The organism is Flavobacterium sp. (assembly GCF_031411595.1).
Classification (GTDB): Bacteria; Bacteroidota; Bacteroidia; order Flavobacteriales; family Flavobacteriaceae; genus Flavobacterium.
Map to the genome: position 1 here is coordinate 1 of NZ_JANOBI010000028.1, position 18,339 is coordinate 18,339.

Consider the following 18,339-nt stretch of genomic DNA (forward strand, 5'->3'; position numbering starts at 1 on the left):
TCGACCTCTATTACCTCGGCTACCGCAACAGCCTCGCCGTGGCGCGCTTCAAACTCTAGTTCAAACATCAGTGGCACGCCAGATCAGTCCTTTCGACGACACGTAAGGCTGATGTGACCATAGGCCTTGCATTTCAAACAATTTTATCCGTGCCGCTCTGCTGTTGCTCGCGCGAAGCGTTATCCGCGCCTATTGACTTTGATTTGGTATATTCAGGAACTAGATTTCTAAGTTGTGTTATGCATCCATCGACGTCTTCTTTAGCAACGCATTTGGATAATTGGTCAATCATACGATTGAGGATTGGCAGATCTATCACACGCGGAGAGGCGATGAGATAGGTCTCTCCGCTCATGCTATCTTTGACCTCCGACCTGAACAATTGTCAGTAGAACAATTTATCGGATTGACTCAAAAAATAGAAGCCGATGGAGTTTAAAATCAGCAAAGAACTAATTCATCAATTAGAGCAACTTATTCAAAATAAAAATGACGAGCAACTCGAAATTTTATTGAATGACTTGCACCATGCTGATATTGCCGAAATTCTGGATGAATTGGATTTCGACGAAGCGACTTATATTTTTAAGGTACTCGACAGTGAAAAAACCGCAGAAATTCTTCTTGAATTGGAAGATGATTTGCGTGAAAATATCCTAAGCCGATTATCACCAAAAGAAATCGCAGAAGAACTCGATGAATTAGAAACCAACGATGCTGCGGACATTATTGCCGAACTTTCTAAAGACAGAAAAGAGGAAGTAATCTCCGAACTTCAAGATGTTGAGCACGCCAAAGACATCGTCGATTTGCTTCGTTATGATGAAGATACCGCTGGTGGAATCATGCATAAAGAGCTCGTTAAAGTCAATGAAAACTGGAACGTGCTTACTTGTGTCAAAGAAATGCGCATCCAAGCCGAGAATATTTCGCGCGTGCATTCGATTTATGTGGTTGATGATGAAGACCGACTCAAAGGCCGTTTGTCATTGAAAGATTTACTCACAACTTCCACCAAAACACCGATTCGCGATATTTATATCAGCAAACTCAATTCCGTAAAAGTCGATACCGAAGATGTTGAAGTAGCGCGAATCATGCAAAAGTATGACTTAGAAGCGATTCCTGTTATTGACGAACTCGGTCGTCTCGTAGGCAGAATCACCATCGATGATATCGTTGACGTGATCAAAGACGAAGCCGACAAAGATTACCAATTGGCTGCCGGTATCACGCAAGATGTCGAAGCCAATGACAGCGTTCTTGAACTCACCAAGGCGCGATTGCCATGGTTACTTATTGGAATGGTTATCGAAATTATAGCGTCTTATGTGTTGAAAGGCAATGAAGCCGCATTCCAAAAATATTCTACGTTAATTATATTCGTCCCGTTACTTTCTGCAACTGCAGGAAACATTGGAGTTCAAGCATCGGCGATTGTCGTGCAAGGTTTGGCGAACGGTACTTTAAAACAATTCAGCAGAAATTATTTCACCAAAGAACTTACGGTTTCGATGATTTCAGGAACCATTATTTCGATGCTATTATTGATTTATCATTCGGTTATGTACCAACAATACATGGTAGGAATTGCGATATCCACATCGATTATTGTCGTGATTTTATTCGCTGCGACTTTAGGGACATTGGTTCCGTTATTTCTCCATAAAAACAAAATCGATCCCGCTATTGCAACGGGACCGTTTATCACCACAACCAATGATGTTTTCGGAATCATTCTCTATTTCGGAATCGCAAGATTGATTTTAGGATTTTAAAACCAAAAGCCATGAACATACACATCATCGGTGGCGGAAATCTTGGCGTGGCCATCGCGTTGGGCATTTCAAAGTATACCGCCAATCATAAGGTAACCATCACGCGAAGAAATATAGAAAGCATTCAATATTTAGAACAAAAAGGCATCACGGTTTCGAGCAACAATACACACGAAATTCAAAATGCCGATGTGATTATCCTAACGATAAAGCCGTATCAAGTCGATACCGTTCTCAACGAAATCACACCATTGATCAACAATAAAATTGTCGCTTCAGCCGTAAGCGGCATGACCATCGAAAGCCTGCAAACCGCAACCCAAAATTCGTGTAGTGTCGTTCGCATTATGCCCAACATCGCAATACAATTCGGCGAATCAGCTACCTGTATTTCATTCCCAGAAAAAGACAAATCCGCCGCACAACCCATAGTCGATTTATTCCAAAAACTCGGCACAGCACCCGTCATAGAAGAAAAACTCATGGATGCTGCAACAGTTCTCGGAGCTTGCGGAACCGCGTATGCACTGCGTTATATTCGAGCGTCAATGCAAGCCGGAATAGAAATCGGTTTCGATTCGCAAACCGCATTAGCCATCGCATCACAAACCGCAAAAGGCGCTGCGCAAATGCTACTCGAAGAAAAAATCCATCCCGAACAACTCATTGATAGGGTCACCACACCACAAGGTTGCACCATCGTTGGCCTCAACGAAATGGAACACCAAGGATTCAGCTCGTCACTCATCAAGGGCATTAAAACGTCATTGAATAAAATCAAAGAGTAACTTAGTGCAATCCGTGTTTAAATTTTATTTGGGCATTCCCCTAAAAGGGTCGGGCTATCCGCACTCGCTTTTTTGCTGCGTTACACTCCACAAAAAGAGCTCAGACAATTGCTACTATCCCTAATGCGGCACCTCGTTTCAAAAGCGCAACAACCGACAACAAAAAATCCCTCACGAATCAACGAATAGGTTGTTTCAAATAAACATTCAAAGAATCTGAAAATTGTTTGCAGAAAACTGCGACGCCAACATCATTCATGTGAAAAGAGTTGTAGAAAAACTGTTTATCATGATTAAAAGGCTGTGTAGAAAAATCCCAAAAAACCACATTTTTATTTTGCTGCGCTATCTTTTTCATTTGTTTTTTCATCTGCGAAAGCGTTGGTTCCTGCAGATCACTCAACTCATTATATTGAGGCATCCAAACGAGTATCAATTTCGATTTGAGTTTGTTGCAATCGCGGATAATGTTTTGTAGTGCATTCAACTGAAGTGCAAGTTCCGCTTTTGAATACTTGATTTTTTTTCCGTGTAAGGATTTTTTTAAATAAATAAAATCATGATTCCACGTTTCGCAGTGTTTGTTGTAGCCTTTTACTTTTTTCCCTTTTTCAACATTAGGAAAACCAAATGCTTTTATAACTTGAAATTCAAATCCACGGTATTTACTCATGGGAATATACTTTTCATAAACAACCGTCGGGTCTATTTTTTTTAATTTATCATATATCGTAGGTTCATTATAATAAGGCAAATATTGTTTTTTATCGGCCAATGGTTTGTTGGTCAATGCATACAAATCAATATTTTGGACTACAATTTTAGGAGGTTTATTATGGGCCAAGTAACTTTTCCAGCGCAATTGTTCGACAGTCAGAGAAGCACCGGCTACGCCAAGGTTATAACTTGAAATTCCGGTATTCTTTTCGATGATTTCGGTATCGAAATGCGCTTCTGTCCTCGAGTTGCCTAAAAAAACCATCGGAGTATTTATTTTTCCTTTCATCAATAAATTCCAATCGTTATAAATAATACTGTTGCTATTTTGCAATCGATAATCCACGAACTTTTCCATCGCCCAAAGCAATCCGTAGAAAAGAATGAAAACAAGACCTGTTTTTTTAAAAAATTGCCGCATTGCTTTTAGGATTTAAAATTGAAAATAGATAAAATTACTGGCTTCATTTTTTACATTCAAAATAATAAACAACAGTGTGATAAAATAAAAACTATAACGAGCCACCGTGATCTGCCATTTTTTAGAAGCGAGATACGGATGCACAACATGATCATTATGTCGGCCAAACCATTCGATTACAATCAAAAAAGAAAGGTAACAAAGCAACGGAATGATTGAATTGTTGTAAGTCAATTCAGAACGTATTGTAAAAAAATGTGGATTCACAAAAACACTTCTTATATATAGAAATGCCTCATTTAAAGTTTTGGCTCTGAAGAAAATCCAAGCAAAAGTGACCATCGAAAAAGTCAAAAGCATCTGAAAAAACGCAGAAAGCGAAGGCCATAATGTTTCTTTTTCAATGCCGATTAATGACTTTTTCGAACTACTGAAAATCAATAATGGCAGCAGAAACAAAGCATTAATCAATCCCCAAAACACGAATGTCCAATTGGCACCATGCCAAAAACCACTGACTAAAAACACGATAAATACATTCCGGATTTTTAAAAGTTTAGAACCTCGATTGCCGCCCAATGGCAAGTACAGATATTCTCGAAACCAAGAAGTCAGAGAAATATGCCACTTCTGCCAAAATTCTGCTATGTTTTTAGAAAAATAAGGGTAATTAAAATTCCGCATCATATCGAAACCAAACAACCGCGCAAGTCCAATCGCAATATCGGAATACCCACTAAAATCGCCATAAATTTGAAACGAAAACAATACCGCGCCCATAATTAATGTACCACCGGAATATTGAGTGTAATGGGTGAAAATATCGTTTACATAGAACGCACAGTTATCGGCAATCACAATTTTTTTAAAGAAACCCCACAAAATGAGTTGCATGCCAACAACAGCTTTGTCACAATCGAAATTTCTTTTTTGGTAAAATTGTGGCAAGAAATGAGTAGCGCGTTCAATTGGCCCGGCCACCAATTGCGGAAAAAAACTCACAAATGCTAAAAAGGCAACGATGTCTTTCGTGGGTTCTAATTTTCTTCTGTAAACACTAATGCCATAACTCAAACTTTGAAACGTATAGAAACTAATACCGACAGGAAGAATAATCGAAAGGGTTTTAATGCCAAGTGGTTGTCCGAAAAAAGAAAATGCCGTGATGAAATTGTCTATAAAAAAATTGTAATACTTGAAAAAGCCAAGTAAGCCAAGGTTTAAAAAGATACTGATGCACAATAAATGTTTCCGGCGTTTGGGTTCGCTTTCTTTTCCTAAAGCCACTCCAACGCAAAAATCTACAAGTGAACTGAAGAGTAATAAGAATAAAAACCGCCAATCCCACCAACCGTAAAAAACAAAACTCGAGAGTACGATTAAGCCATTTTGTACAGTAAGGTTTTTCGACGTGACAAACCAATACAATACAAAAACAACCGGGAAAAAGACAGCAAAATCAATAGAATTAAAAAGCATGTTTTTAACGTATTGGTTTCGGAAAGCTCAGGCAGTGTTTTGGGAATAGCTAATGTATAAAAATACTTTAACAATCTGCCCTGTGGCAAAATCATTTCTAAAGATACTTTTTATAACTTTGAAATCTAAACATTCACACCTTTGAAATCAGAAAGCATCAAAGTTTTACATCTCGACAGCAATCATCCTTTGTTGATGAGACAACTACAAGAATCGGGTTTCACCAATGAGGAAGATTACACTTCTTCTAAAGAAACCATCGAGCAAAAAATTCACGAATATCACGGCATTGTCATCAGAAGTCGGTTCAAAATTGATAAAACATTTTTAGATCAAGCTGTCAATTTAAAATTCATCGCGCGCGTCGGAGCTGGATTAGAAAGCATCGATTGTGATTATGCCACAAGCAAAAACATTCAATTAATCGCAGCACCCGAAGGCAATCGCAATGCTGTTGGTGAACATACTTTAGCTTTGTTATTGGCTTTATTCAACAATATCAATAAAGCCAACAACGATATCAAATCCGGGCATTGGAACCGAGAAAGCAACCGTGGTCACGAACTCGACGGTAAGACAGTGGGCATCATCGGTTACGGCAATATGGGGAAATCCTTCGCCAAAAAACTGCGTGGTTTTGATGTGGATGTTTTGTGTTATGACATTCTAAACAACGTTGGCGATGCTAATGCAAAACAAGTTTCTCTGGAAGAACTTCAGCAAAAAACAAATATATTGAGTTTACACATTCCATGGTCAACAGCAACCAATGGCCTTGTCAACCACGATTTTATCAATGCTTTTCAAAAACCATTTTGGCTACTCAACACTGCAAGAGGAAAAAATGTAGTCACCGCTGATTTGGTGGCGGCCATCGAGTCTGGGAAAATTTTAGGCGCCGGTTTAGACGTCAGCGAATACGAAAACTTATCATTTGAAACACTCGCAAGCGAAAGTTTGCCTGAGCCGTATCAATACTTATTGCAATCCAACAAAGTAATACTCACGCCACACATCGCAGGCTGGACATTCGAAAGCCACGAGCGACTCGCACAAGTGATTGTCGATAAAATCAAAGCGTTGTATTTCGGTGAACCAAAATCAACCGAGGAAGAAAAAAGAGTTACCGGAATTGGTGGTGTATTTTTCAAATCAAAAGACCCGAAAGCTTTGGTGGCTTGGTACGGAAAACACCTCGGATTAAACACCGACGAATACGGTTCTACATTTTGGTGGAAAGACAAAAACGGTAATGATTGCTCCACACAATGGTCACCATTCAAAGAAGACACAACGTATTTTCAACCTAGTGAAAAAGCATTTATGCAAAATTTCCGCGTGCATGATTTAGAAACTTTATTACAAAATTTAAAACAAGAAGGCGTGACCATCATAGGCGAAATAGAATCTTACGACTATGGAAAGTTCGGCTGGATTCTCGATCCTGAAAACAATAAAATTGAACTTTGGGAGCCAATCGACAAAGCATTCCAATAATTTTTATATTTTTATAAAATCAACCAACAAAACAATAATAATGGAAAACGAAAAAAACGAAACTTGGAACCAACCTCAAACACCTCAAACCCGACCTGAAAACAAAAAAGTAGTCGCCGGAATATTAGGCATCTTGCTTGGAGGTTTAGGAATTCATAAATTTATTTTAGGGTATACTAATGAAGGCATTATTCAGATAGTAATTTCAGTAGTTACTTGCGGTATTGGTAGCGTCATCGGATTGATTGAAGGGATTATCTACCTTACTAAAACCGACGAGGAATTTTATCAGATGTACCAAGTCAACAAAAAAGCTTGGTTTTAAAAAACAGAAAAGAGGAAGTTTAGTTTCCTCTTTTTTATTTCACATTTATGAATTTAAATCAAATCACCATTGCAGTTGCCAATGTCGAGCAATCGATTGCATTTTACGAAAATCTCGGATTGCGCTTGATTGTAAAATCGCTGCCGAAATATGCTAGGTTTGAGTGTTTGAATGGCGAATCGACTTTCTCGTTACATCAATCTGAAATTCCGAATAATGGTAATACATGGCTTTATTTTGAAGTCGAAAATCTCGATCAAAAAGTAGCAGAATTAATTCAAAAAGGATTTGTTTTTGAAGAACGGCCCAACGATAAAGAATGGTTGTGGCGCGAAGCAAGAATCAAAGATTTAGACAACAACCAATTGATTTTGTATTACGCAGGAAAGAATAGGAAATATCCGCCTTGGCGTATTTCATAAATCACTATTCGCCTTTCTCCGCAAGCTTTCGTTCAAGTTCCGCCTGAAATTCTTCCATGACTGGTTTCATAGTGCTTTCAGGTAAATCGGCAATTCTGATATACATCAATCCATCAATCGCATTGTTGAATAAAGGGTCAACATTAAAAGCGACTACACGAGCATTTTGCTTGATGTATTTTTTAATCAACACCGGAAGTCTCAGAGTGCCCGGTTCGATTTCATCAATAATCTTATCGAACTTCACCAAATCGGCTTCGGCTTCATCGAAAATAAAATCCTTATCGGCATCTTTTAGTTTAACACGAAATTCCTTTTTAGGATGAATGTATTGAGCGATGTAAGGATCGTAATAATGCGACTTCATAAATTCAATCATCAGCGATTTGGAGAAATCCGTAAACTGGTTGCTGATGCTCACGCCGCCAATCAAAAACTTATGCTCCGGATGGCGTAATGTTGTGTGCACAATGCCTTTCCACAACAGAAATAAGGGCATGGGTTTGAGCTGATAATCTTTGGTAATAAACGCGCGGCCCATTTCAATCGACTTGCTCATCATATCGAAAAGCTCGGGTTCAAAACGAAAAAGCTCCTGCAAATAAAAACCACTAATACCATACTTGGTGAAAATTTCAGAACCCAATCCCATGCGATAAGCCCCGGCAATTTTCTGAGCTTCTTCATCCCATAAAAATAAGTGGTGGTAATATTGGTCGTACTTGTCTAAGTCGATCGGATTGTTAGTGCCTTCTCCGATTTCACGGAAAGTCACTTCGCGCAAACGCCCGATTTCATGTAGAATATTTGGAATTTTATGCGCTTCTGTAAAGAACACTTCGTAGTTTTTACTATGCGTCAATCGCGAATCCGAATGCCTCAAACTTTCGATTTCAGCAATCATCTTTTCCTGATTGGCAGGCGTTGCAATTTCTTTCGGACTTCTAGGAAGCTTCAATTGCAATTGGTTTAGATCGGATAAGAAATTATTATCCTTATCAAACGAATTCGCCAACATATAGGTTTTCTTTCTCAAGAATTCTGAGTAATCTTCAATGGTTTGATGCTCGTTTTGTTCAGCCACAGAAATCGGTTTCCCAATACGCACTTTAATAAGGCGGTCTTTCTGCGTCAACAACTCCGAAGGTAATTTCGCGGTACGCAATGTCGGATTCAATCGCGACAACAAATAAAACAATCGGCTGTTCTTCGCATGAAAATAAATCGGAACGACTGGCACTTGCGCTTTGCGAATCACTTTAATCGCACCTTCTTCCCATGCTTTATCGACCATCAATTTGCCGTCTTTATAAGTAGAAACTTCTCCCGCAGGAAACATACCCAACGGTTTTCCATCGCTCAAATGACGCAGCGTTTCTTTAATACCAATCACACTCGATTTCGCATCTTTGTGCGTTTCGAACGGATTCACTGGCATGATATAAGGTTTCATCGGATCGATGCGGTGCAACAGAAAATTGGCAATGATTTTAAAATTCGGCTCACGCTCCAACATCAATTTCAACAGCAAAATACCATCTATTCCACCAAGCGGATGATTTGAAACCGTAATGTAAGCACCGTCTTTTGGGAGTCGTTTAAAATCTTCTTCAGGAATGTCGAAATTAATTTGAAACTCATCCAAAATGGCATTCAGAAACTCAACATCCGAAAGATGCTTGTTCCTGTCGTAGATTTTATTGAGGGTCGAAATCTTAAGCACTTTCATCAATAACCAGCCTGAAAAAGTCCCAAAGATTCCGTATTTTTCAGCGTTTATTGCTTTCGCAACTTCTTTAGCAGTAACTAAACCCATGTAGTTTTTTTGTTTGTTGAGCCCGAAACAAAGATAGCAAAAAACGCTAATTTCTTTCTTTTTTCTTGATTTTACTTTGCGCTTTTTTATTACTTTTGAACGAGCAATTTTAAACGCCCGGTATGAATATTATTTCCTACAATGTCAACGGAATTCGAGCCGCCATCTCTAAAGGTTTCATCGCTTGGTTGCAAGCCGCAAACCCAGATGTAATCTGCCTTCAAGAAATAAAAGCAACGCCCGAACAAATCCCTTTACTCGATTTTGAACTCGCAGGTTATCCTTACCATTACTGGTTTCCAGCCGAGAAAAAAGGCTATAGCGGCGTGGCCATTTTATCGAAAATAAAACCCAACAATATCCAATTCGGAACCGGAATCGCCCACATGGATTTTGAAGGCAGAAACATCCGAGTAGATTTCGACGATGTTTCCGTGATGAGTTTATATTTGCCTTCAGGCACCAACATCGCCCGATTAGACCACAAGTTTATGTTTATGGACGATTTCCAAAACTACATCAACGAGCTCAAAAAAACGATTCCGAATCTCGTGATTTGCGGCGATTATAACATTTGCCATGAAGCCATCGACATCCACGATCCGATACGCAACAGAACCGTTTCAGGGTTTTTACCCGAAGAAAGAGCTTGGCTTGATGGTTTCATCAAAACAGGATTTGTCGACAGTTTTCGACATATGAATAAAGACCCGCATCATTATACTTGGTGGAGTTACCGCGCCGGAGCACGTGGCAACAATAAAGGTTGGCGCATCGATTATTGCATGGTCAGCGATTCTTTAAAAAACCGCATCAAAAGAGCCGTGATTTTACCCGAAGCCAAGCATTCCGATCATTGCCCGTCTTTGGTTGAAATTGATTAATAGGATTTATTCTGAACTTATTTCAGAAGCCGGGAACCTGCTATCCACTCCCAATCTTTTTATGCTGAACTCGTTTCAGCATCTATAAATAGTGACCGTATTGTGGTGGAGATGCTGAAACGAGTTCAGCATAAAAAGGATTTCCGTTGCTATCAGGGCTAGAGCATACATTACAATTGAAAAAACAAAACAAACAGAAACTATGAAATATACAATAACGCTTTTACTGTCCATCCTAATGTTGGCATCTTCGTGTGTGACCAAAAAAGTCTACCAAGATCTAGAAAACAAATACGCCGATCTTAAAAAAGAGAACCGCAGGATTCAAGACGAAACCGATGACTGCGTCAAATCGAAAGCCGACTTGGATATGGCCTACAACGCCATCAAAGACGAATTGAATACTACTCGTTTAGAACGCGACAAGAACATGGCGGATTACACTTCCACAAGCAATAACCTCAAAGCATTGCAAGCTTCTTACGCCGCATTAGAGAAAAATAGCAATGACGCTTTAGAAGCCAACATGAGCAAAAACCGCGAATTGTTGAAACAGTTAGGCGACAAAGAAAAAGCACTCACAGCAGAACAAAACCGATTGGACAAAGTCAAAAATGATTTGCAAGCTAGTTCACAACGACTCGCAGAACTAGAAAGTCTGATGGCAGCCAAAGATGCCAATATGAAAAAACTAAAAGAAACACTTTCCAATGCGCTCAACAGTTTTGAAGGCAAAGGCCTAACGGTGCAACAGAAAAACGGAAAAGTCTACGTTTCTATGGAAAACAAATTACTATTCAGCTCCGGAAGTTGGGCAGTAGGCTCCGAAGGAAGAAGAGCCGTTGTTGAAGTTGGAAAAGTATTGGCAGCCAACCCTGATATATCGGTACTTATCGAAGGTCATACCGATGATGATGCCTACGGAGGCACCGGACCAATCGCCGACAACTGGGATTTATCGACCAAAAGAGCTACGGTAATTGTCAATATTTTAGGCGAAAACAAAAGCATCAACAGACAAAATCTAACCGCAGCCGGAAGAAGCGAATATGCGCCCTTAGCCAGTAATTCGACTGCAGAAGGCAAAGCCAAAAACAGAAGAATAGAAATTATCTTAACACCAAAATTGGATGAGATTTCTAAAATGCTGAACCAATTGTAAAGAATATTGTTCCTCACAAAGAAGCAGAGCCACAAAGAAAACTATTTCCTTTGCGGCTCTGCTTCTTTGTGAGAAAATCTAAATTTTATCTCACCGATAATTTCGAACTAATACTCAATCCCGATTGGTCGTTAATCGAAACGATATACAATCCGCTTTGCAATGAAGCTATTGAAATGTCATTGGTTTCAGCTCCGATAGTTTGATTGATCAACGTTTTTCCGGAAGTGTCAACAACGGTTAACATCGCAGGAAATTGCAGTCCGTTTGTTTTGAGGAACAATTCATTATCAGCCGGATTCGGATAAATTTCAAACTTATCTTTATCATAACTTGTTGTGCTTAGAGCAGTATCTTTTACTTTATAAATCGTACCTGTTCCGCTGGCACCAACATACACTTCGCCATTAATGTCTTGCCCAAAAGTAGTGATGCTTACGCCTGAAAAAGCGGTTGTCCAAACAATGGTTCCAACATCATTGACATAACCAATTTGGTTGCTACAATAATCTGCGAAGATAAATTTGCCGACTAGATTCGGATATGTAGTACCTCTGTAAACATAGCCACCCGTGATAGAACACCCGCCCGAAGCATGGGAATACTGTGCAATAGGAAATGTGTAAGTTAAAGTACCCGTACAAGTTGAATAAACATTATTGCCTTCGTAGCATTTCCATCCGAAATTCAATCCAGGAGCCGGAGCTACAACGTGATTGATTTCTTCATATTGATTTTGACCTACATCAGCAATCCACAAATCGCCATTGGCCATATCGAAAGAAAATTTCCAAGGATTACGCAAACCGATGGCCCAAATTTCATCATTACCTGCAACTGCACCAGCATAAGGATTGTCTGCCGGAATACCATATGGCGAAGCAGAATCAACATCGAGACGCAACATTTTTCCTAGATTTTCATTGATGTTTTGCGCTCTGTTTCCAGGATCACCAGAACTTCCACCGTCGCCCATTCCGATATATAAATACCCATCAGGGCCAAATCTTAGTGTGCCTCCATTGTGGTTAGAAAACGGTTGGGTAACTGTTAATAATATGGTTCCCGTAGTGTTTGCTACATCGGGATTGGCAGAAACACTATATCTGGCAATTACGGTGTTTCCGGCAGTATTGGTATAATTTACATAAAAATAACCGTTCGTCGCATAGTTAGGATGAAACGCCAATCCTAACAATCCTCTTTCGCCACCGGTAGAAATTGTAGCCGTTGTCAGCGTTAGAAAATTATTGGGTTTAAGGGTTCCGTCAGGGTTTACTATACGAATAGCACCTGATTGTTGTACTACAAACAATCGATCGTCGCCCGGCGGATGTTCAATAGCTACAAGGCCTGATAATCCTGTTGCGAATGTTGTTAGTCCAATGGTTTGCCCATTTGAAAATTGAACCAGAAGAATAATTAGAAAAGTAAAAAATTGTTTCATAGCGGTTGGTTTTATATTTAGAGGTGTAAATATAAATAAATCACTTGATAATTAATTCTTTAACCTTGAATTACATATAAAAAAAACGGAATTGTATAAATTAATAATTACAAATTCCCAATGATTTTGTCCTTCGGATATTTGACTTTATAACTGATGCGGATTTTTTTGGTTTCGTTGGGTTTTAAGTTCAAATCCCAAGTTAATATTCCGGTTTCTGTATTGATTTTCGCATCGGTGTTTTCGATTAAAGTAACTTCAGTTTCCTTATCAGAACTCAACGGATATTGGTCTTTCAACAAAAGTTGAATGGCTTCTTTTTTATTATTTCGAACCGTAATATCGTAAGTAAAAGTTTGCTCCTTTTTGGAAGATAAAAATTTCGTTCCAGATTTATCGACTACTTTTTCACGAGTGATCGAGATTTTTTTATCGCGTCCCATACTCAAATTCAAAGTATCAGAAGTCTGATTCGGATTGATGAAAGTTTTGCCTACATACAAACCTTCAAAAATAATATTGGCTTCACCGGGCAGTAAATTATACTTCGAATAATCGTTGATTTCAGCCAATAGAAATGCTTCTTTCTCCACTCTTGGCGCGGCGTAATATTTATAAGTTGCCGGCAGTTTCAATTCTTTCAAAGCCACACTATGCGCTTTTCCATTCGATAAAATGTCATACGGAATATCAATATCAAACGAAATGTTGAGTTGGTTTTCAACAATATTCGCATTGATAGGTGCGTTTGCATAACCCAATTTTGCATCTTCTTTGTCAGCTACTTTTCTTGTTACAACTACCGATTGTAATTTATTACTTTCATAATCTGCTTCGTAAACATAAGGATTACTATACTGCAACCACCAAGCATTCAATATTGGCGCTTGGTTGTTCTGATTCGGATTGCCGCTCGACAAAGTCAATTTTACTTTTTTCCAATCAATGCCGGTGTTTTGAACAACTTGCGCTTTATACATCATATTGATTGGTGCCGCAATATTCTCCGTTCTCAAATCATAAAACGGCGACCACGACGCTTGGTTGCTGAGGTAATTGATGTTGAAATCGACGTTGCCCGCGATTTCATTCATTACTTGCAGAATCAATTTTCCCTTCGAGGTTTTGTCTTCAATTTTGGTGTTGATGTCGAGTTTGTTTTTCAAATCAGCCAAGGTTTGATTGAGCTTGATTCTTCGATCATCCAAGACATCAATTGCATTGCGGCTTTCTGTTCTTTTCGCTTTATAATAAGTCAGCATTTTCATGAGTTCCGCCACATTCAAACCTGAGTTTAAACCTGAAACTTGTTGGTTTTTATCTAACAATTCAATCGTTTTGTTTTCTGCTTCTTTGGCATTATTGACTCTTTGGAGTTCTTTTTCCACCAACTTAATGCTGTCGCGCACTTTTTTAATCAATGGTGAATTTTCATCAACCTCATATTCTGAAATATAATTGTTCGTAAACTGAACCGAGAGCACCGTCACATGCGATGGCGCGCCAATTTGCACGGTACTTTCATTGAGATAATCGGCCACATTTTTCACCACAATTTCACTGCTGCCTTTTGGGAGTATCGCTGAAGCAGATTGGGTAATTTCAGCAGCATTAAAATAAACCGTAGCAGCATTTGCTTTAGCGGTTGTAAATATTGGTTTTTGAGCAACGGTGATTCCAAATAGAAACAAAAGCAAACAAGTGATAGCGTTTTTCATAGACAAGAATTTTTAATAAAAAGAGTAACGTGAAGTGGCGCGAGAATATTTGACGGTTTTTAAAAAATCATTAAAAATCAAATTCCTCAATCGATGTTGAATCTGATGCTGTCACACTTTCGGCTTTCACTTTTATAAAAGAACGCGCTGCACCGGTCACCATAATCGGAAGCTGATTTATCGTATCATAAGGAACAATCATGCCTCGGCGCATCATGGTGTTTTTGAGCATTTTTTCGCGTGTAAGCGCAAACGGTTTTAAGTTGCCTTCGGAGTTGAATTGGTACATAAATTTGCGTGGACTCGGGACAATATTCGCCAAATACAAACATTCGTTTAGCGTGAGTTGTGACGGATTTTTTTGAAAGTAAAATTGCGCCGCTTCACCAATGCCGTATACGTTTGGCCCCCATTCGATGATGTTGAAATACACTTCCAACATGCGCTCTTTGCTCACAATTCGGTTGTTTTCGAGTATGTAAACCAATAGGATTTCTTCGAGTTTTCGCGACAAAGTTTTCTCACGGGTTAAGAATGCATTTTTAATCAATTGCATACTAATGGTGCTGCCTCCGCGTGAAAATTTCTTGGTTCGAATGTTTTTGACAATCGATTGTTTGAATGCTTCTTTGATGAAACCTTTGTGCGAAAAGAACGATGGATCTTCGGTCGTCAAGACGCACTTGCGCAAGAAAGGCGACATTTGACTCAACGGTGTGTAATTCGGATTTGATTGTCCGACATACACGCCACGTTGTGGCACGTCATTGATAATCGCATGGTACATAAATTCGCTGTTGAGTTTGCTCAAATTCGCTTCTCCGTATTTCGTAATGACGAGATTTTGTTTGTTGAGTTGACTATCGAAAACAAGTGCATTGGGTTTGTTTTTATTGAAGACAAAATTCAAATGATAATCGAAATCTCCAGTGGCTTCCATGCCTGCAAAATGGCGGAACAATCCTTCGGGTAATGAGGCAATGAAGTTTTGCGCTTTCATTTTTGGGATGCTGACTTTGAGCGTATAAATCTTATCCGTTTCATTATTGTACGAAACATACGGATGAAATTTCATTTGATTTAAATCGACTGTCGAACTGCTATCGACTGCAACAAAGTTTTCTCCAAACAACAAATGATAATCGAAACGCGCTTTTTTAATCACAACATCTTTGCTCGCAATTTTAGGATGATTGATGGTGAAATTGGTGATTGATGTGAATCCGTCAACGTGCAATTCGCCACCACTCATATCAATATTCGAAACATTCCAGCGAATCGAATCGAAGCTTGATAGTATGCCATAAAGTTCATCAAAATAAGGCACTTTGATTTTCCCTGAATCGATATTGAAAAAACGAAGATCGGTTTGTTTGTGTCTCGGATCGGCAAAACCTTCAATTTTCCAGCGTTGGTTGAAGGTGTTAGTGTGCACTTCAATCGCGGATTCCATTTGTTTGTCGGCAAGCACTAAAGTATTCATGTGCATCGTGGCTTTCTTGCCCATGTCATTCATCCTCAAAGTAAGATTTTGAAGGTTCATGTCGGTCGGGATTAGGTTGAGTCCACGGTTCAGCAAACGGTAAGCAAGTTTGGCATAATTGGGCTTTTCGCCAGTATCAACCGTATCTTTTTTGGGAAGAAATGCATCGAAATTCCGGCCGTATTTAGTTCGAACCAATTGCACAAATCCGTTTTTCGCTTCGAGGTTTTCGAGTTGCAAATCGCCCGTAAACAAATGCCAGAAATTAACTTTCGTTTTGACAGATTCGATTTGAAGTAAAGTATCGGCATTTTTCGGAACGAGTAAAATGTCTTCCATAGCAACAGCGTTGAAGCCTTCAAATTGTGCTTTTTTAATGGTGAAATTACTGTTGTAATCCGTTTCCATTTTATGCGAAATATGCACAATCGCTTTTTGCAATAAGGCATCACGGAATACGAAAATGGCAATGATGAGCAATACGAAAACAGCACCAACAATTTTGGAGGCTAAGATGACTTTTTGTTTTCGGGTTCTCATAGTGTATGTGCTGAATTTTATTTGGACTGCTTTACATCTAAACCGATTCCGAGGATATTGGGTAAATAGGGTCCGTTGAAATTATGTGAAACGGTCACTTTATAATCTCCTTTCGGCAGGTTGACATTTTTTTTGATATTGTAATTCAGATCGCAGACATCTCCGGCACATTCTGCAAGTTGTTTTCCAGAAGCATCCTTTATTTTTAAATCGATTGGAAATTTTTCTTCTTTTCCGTCAGGATCAACAATCAAAACAAGCATTGGAACGCTGTCGAATTGATAATCAGATACATGGCTGAATTTCAAAGTTACATCATAAGCCGCTTCGTCAGTGATCGAAAATGCGAATTCCTTTTTGTCGGGTTTCTGCCACCGGTTGCTTTCAAAATTGTCGTAGACTTTATAATAAGCCGAACTGGTTTTGTCGCAGGAATAAAAAGTAAACAATAAACTAAAAAGAAGTAAGTATATTTTTTTCATGTGTATAGATTAGTTTATCCAAACAACTCGCTCGCCACATCTTCAATTTTTGAAACGAGTCGAATCTTTATAAACGTATTTTTTAATGAAATCTTATTATACTTAGAAACAAAAATCGTAGAGAACCCTAGTTTTTCTGCTTCTTGTATGCGTTGATCGACTCGATTCACTGGGCGAATTTCACCCGAAAGCCCCACTTCACCTGCAAAACAAAAACCTTCCCCAATCGGAATGTCTTCATTCGATGATAAAATCGCAGCGACAACAGCCAAATCAATTGCCGGATCATCGATAGAAATCCCGCCAGTAATGTTCAGGAAAACATCTTTGGTGCCCAATCGGAAACCAGCGCGTTTTTCTAAAACAGCCAAAATCATATTGAGTCGTTTAGCGTTGTAACCCGTTGTGCTTCGTTGCGGTGTTCCGTATACAGCAGTGGAAACCAGCGCTTGAATTTCTATCATCAACGGGCGCATGCCTTCTAAAGTCGAGGCAATTGCTGTTCCTGAAAGCGTGGCATCTTGGTGTGAAATCAGAATTTCTGACGGATTCGAAACTTCGCGCAAACCGCTGCCTAACATTTCATAAATGCCCAATTCAGCAGTCGATCCGAAACGGTTTTTTAGTGAACGTAAGATTCTGTATACATGATTTCGATCGCCTTCAAATTGCAAAACCGTATCGACCATATGCTCGAGAATTTTTGGACCAGCAATAGTTCCGTCTTTGGTAATGTGACCAATTAATATCACCGGAATATTGGTTTCTTTGGCAAATTTTATGAGTTCGGCGGTGGTTTCTCGAATTTGAGAAATGCTGCCCGGCGAGGCTTCAATATACTCGGTGTGCAAGGTTTGAATCGAATCGATGATGACGATTTCGGGTTCAATTTCTTCAATTTGACGGAAGATGTTTTGGGTTTTGGTTTCTGTTAATATATAGCAATTGTCGCCATTTGGCGTAATACGTTCCGCGCGCAGTTTGATTTGCTTCTGGCTTTCTTCGCCCGAAACATATAAAGTTTTATAAGGCAATTTGAGTGAAATTTGCAACAGCAACGTACTTTTTCCGATACCTGGTTCGCCGCCTAAAAGGATTAAAGAACCGGGAACAATGCCGCCACCGAGCACACGATTTAATTCGCCGTCGAGGGTGTTCATGCGCACTTCTTGAGCGGCATCGATTTCTTTAATTTTTAAAGGTTTGGAAACTTTTTTGGTTTCAGAAGTTGCCGATTTCCAAGCTACTTTTTCTTCTTTCTGGATGATTTCTTCTGCAATGGTATTCCATTCTTTACACGCATTGCATTGTCCTTGCCATTTGGCGTATTGCGTGCCACAGTTTTGACAGAAAAAAGAAGTTTTTACTTTTGACATGGCG

Annotated in this window: 15 protein-coding genes and 2 pseudogenes; 9 read left to right on the forward strand and 8 right to left on the reverse strand. The window is 39.2% G+C overall.

Going from position 1 to position 18,339, the window contains the following annotated elements:
• Positions 1 to 343: 343 nt before the first annotated feature.
• From RMO03_RS06165 to proC, 3 genes and pseudogenes are all read left to right on the forward strand, one after another.
• Positions 344 to 439, forward strand: a pseudogene (locus tag RMO03_RS06165) (16S rRNA (adenine(1518)-N(6)/adenine(1519)-N(6))-dimethyltransferase); the annotation flags it as partial.
• On the forward strand, positions 429 to 1,778 hold the full coding sequence (gene mgtE, locus RMO03_RS06170; RefSeq protein WP_309641221.1) for a magnesium transporter: 1,350 nt from the start codon (positions 429 to 431) through the stop codon (positions 1,776 to 1,778). The pseudogene RMO03_RS06165 and the gene mgtE, both read left to right, overlap by 11 nt.
• A gap of 11 nt (positions 1,779 to 1,789) precedes the next feature.
• Positions 1,790 to 2,566 (forward strand): pyrroline-5-carboxylate reductase, encoded by a 777-nt coding sequence (gene proC / locus RMO03_RS06175; protein WP_309641222.1) that lies wholly within the window; start codon positions 1,790 to 1,792, stop codon positions 2,564 to 2,566.
• Between the two features lie 178 nt (positions 2,567 to 2,744).
• Here the strand turns inward: proC and RMO03_RS06180 are convergent, their stop codons facing one another.
• Together RMO03_RS06180 and RMO03_RS06185 are read right to left on the reverse strand one after the other, a co-directional pair.
• Entirely contained in the window at positions 2,745 to 3,704 is a 960-nt protein-coding gene (locus RMO03_RS06180) for a hypothetical protein (RefSeq protein WP_309641223.1), read from the reverse strand.
• 12 nt (positions 3,705 to 3,716) lie between these two features.
• Complete coding sequence (locus RMO03_RS06185; RefSeq protein WP_309641224.1) at positions 3,717 to 5,183, reverse strand: MBOAT family O-acyltransferase; 1,467 nt, start codon at positions 5,181 to 5,183, stop codon at positions 3,717 to 3,719.
• A 195-nt stretch (positions 5,184 to 5,378) separates the two neighbouring features.
• Here RMO03_RS06185 and RMO03_RS06190 point away from each other — a divergent pair.
• The 4 genes and pseudogenes from RMO03_RS06190 to RMO03_RS06200 all read left to right on the forward strand — a co-directional run.
• A pseudogene (locus tag RMO03_RS06190) lies at positions 5,379 to 6,269 on the forward strand (2-hydroxyacid dehydrogenase); the annotation flags it as partial.
• A complete protein-coding gene (locus RMO03_RS14130) occupies positions 6,264 to 6,680 on the forward strand; it encodes a VOC family protein (RefSeq protein WP_409024910.1) in 417 nt (138 codons plus the stop codon). The pseudogene RMO03_RS06190 and the gene RMO03_RS14130, both read left to right, overlap by 6 nt.
• Positions 6,681 to 6,720: 40 nt before the next feature.
• Positions 6,721 to 7,005, forward strand: coding sequence for an NINE protein (locus RMO03_RS06195; protein WP_309641225.1), 285 nt, complete (start codon positions 6,721 to 6,723; stop codon positions 7,003 to 7,005).
• A gap of 47 nt (positions 7,006 to 7,052) precedes the next feature.
• Positions 7,053 to 7,427 carry a VOC family protein gene (locus RMO03_RS06200; RefSeq protein WP_309641226.1) on the forward strand — a complete coding sequence of 125 codons (375 nt, stop codon included), beginning with the start codon at positions 7,053 to 7,055 and terminating at the stop codon, positions 7,425 to 7,427.
• Positions 7,428 to 7,431: 4 nt separating this feature from the next.
• Here the strand turns inward: RMO03_RS06200 and RMO03_RS06205 are convergent, their stop codons facing one another.
• Entirely contained in the window at positions 7,432 to 9,243 is a 1,812-nt protein-coding gene (locus RMO03_RS06205) for a lysophospholipid acyltransferase family protein (RefSeq protein ID WP_309641227.1), read from the reverse strand.
• 122 nt (positions 9,244 to 9,365) lie between these two features.
• On the opposite strand from RMO03_RS06205, the gene RMO03_RS06210 reads away from it, so the two are divergent.
• Both RMO03_RS06210 and RMO03_RS06215 read left to right on the forward strand, forming a co-directional pair.
• Positions 9,366 to 10,127, forward strand: coding sequence for an exodeoxyribonuclease III (locus RMO03_RS06210; RefSeq protein WP_309641228.1), 762 nt, complete (start codon positions 9,366 to 9,368; stop codon positions 10,125 to 10,127).
• Between the two features lie 202 nt (positions 10,128 to 10,329).
• On the forward strand, positions 10,330 to 11,289 hold the full coding sequence (locus RMO03_RS06215; protein ID WP_309641229.1) for an OmpA family protein: 960 nt from the start codon (positions 10,330 to 10,332) through the stop codon (positions 11,287 to 11,289).
• Positions 11,290 to 11,374: 85 nt separating this feature from the next.
• Here the strand turns inward: RMO03_RS06215 and RMO03_RS06220 are convergent, their stop codons facing one another.
• The 5 genes from RMO03_RS06220 to radA form a co-directional block, all read right to left on the reverse strand.
• Entirely contained in the window at positions 11,375 to 12,736 is a 1,362-nt protein-coding gene (locus RMO03_RS06220; RefSeq protein WP_309641230.1) for a PQQ-dependent sugar dehydrogenase, read from the reverse strand.
• Positions 12,737 to 12,843: 107 nt separating this feature from the next.
• Positions 12,844 to 14,454 carry a DUF4139 domain-containing protein gene (locus RMO03_RS06225; RefSeq protein ID WP_309641231.1) on the reverse strand — a complete coding sequence of 537 codons (1,611 nt, stop codon included), beginning with the start codon at positions 14,452 to 14,454 and terminating at the stop codon, positions 12,844 to 12,846.
• Between the two features lie 70 nt (positions 14,455 to 14,524).
• Entirely contained in the window at positions 14,525 to 16,477 is a 1,953-nt protein-coding gene (locus RMO03_RS06230) for a biosynthetic peptidoglycan transglycosylase (protein ID WP_309641232.1), read from the reverse strand.
• A 17-nt stretch (positions 16,478 to 16,494) separates the two neighbouring features.
• Entirely contained in the window at positions 16,495 to 16,959 is a 465-nt protein-coding gene (locus RMO03_RS06235) for a hypothetical protein (protein ID WP_309641233.1), read from the reverse strand.
• A gap of 14 nt (positions 16,960 to 16,973) precedes the next feature.
• A complete protein-coding gene (radA, locus tag RMO03_RS06240) occupies positions 16,974 to 18,335 on the reverse strand; it encodes a DNA repair protein RadA (RefSeq protein ID WP_309641234.1) in 1,362 nt (453 codons plus the stop codon).
• Between the last annotated feature and the right edge of the window lie 4 nt (positions 18,336 to 18,339).

What these genes read in the sequence shown, in the direction of transcription:
- RMO03_RS06200 (WP_309641226.1), top strand. Translation starts at nt 7,053, where the DNA reads ATGAATTTAAATCAAATCACCATTGCAGTTGCCAATGTCGAGCAATCG.
- mgtE (WP_309641221.1), top strand. Translation starts at nt 429, where the DNA reads ATGGAGTTTAAAATCAGCAAAGAACTAATTCATCAATTAGAGCAACTT.
- RMO03_RS06205 (WP_309641227.1), bottom strand. Translation starts at nt 9,243, where the DNA reads ATGGGTTTAGTTACTGCTAAAGAAGTTGCGAAAGCAATAAACGCTGAA.
- radA (WP_309641234.1), bottom strand. Translation starts at nt 18,335, where the DNA reads ATGTCAAAAGTAAAAACTTCTTTTTTCTGTCAAAACTGTGGCACGCAA.
- RMO03_RS06230 (WP_309641232.1), bottom strand. Translation starts at nt 16,477, where the DNA reads ATGAGAACCCGAAAACAAAAAGTCATCTTAGCCTCCAAAATTGTTGGT.
- RMO03_RS06215 (WP_309641229.1), top strand. Translation starts at nt 10,330, where the DNA reads ATGAAATATACAATAACGCTTTTACTGTCCATCCTAATGTTGGCATCT.
- RMO03_RS06210 (WP_309641228.1), top strand. Translation starts at nt 9,366, where the DNA reads ATGAATATTATTTCCTACAATGTCAACGGAATTCGAGCCGCCATCTCT.
- RMO03_RS06180 (WP_309641223.1), bottom strand. Translation starts at nt 3,704, where the DNA reads ATGCGGCAATTTTTTAAAAAAACAGGTCTTGTTTTCATTCTTTTCTAC.
- proC (WP_309641222.1), top strand. Translation starts at nt 1,790, where the DNA reads ATGAACATACACATCATCGGTGGCGGAAATCTTGGCGTGGCCATCGCG.
- RMO03_RS06225 (WP_309641231.1), bottom strand. Translation starts at nt 14,454, where the DNA reads ATGAAAAACGCTATCACTTGTTTGCTTTTGTTTCTATTTGGAATCACC.
- RMO03_RS06220 (WP_309641230.1), bottom strand. Translation starts at nt 12,736, where the DNA reads ATGAAACAATTTTTTACTTTTCTAATTATTCTTCTGGTTCAATTTTCA.
- RMO03_RS06185 (WP_309641224.1), bottom strand. Translation starts at nt 5,183, where the DNA reads ATGCTTTTTAATTCTATTGATTTTGCTGTCTTTTTCCCGGTTGTTTTT.
- RMO03_RS06235 (WP_309641233.1), bottom strand. Translation starts at nt 16,959, where the DNA reads ATGAAAAAAATATACTTACTTCTTTTTAGTTTATTGTTTACTTTTTAT.
- RMO03_RS06195 (WP_309641225.1), top strand. Translation starts at nt 6,721, where the DNA reads ATGGAAAACGAAAAAAACGAAACTTGGAACCAACCTCAAACACCTCAA.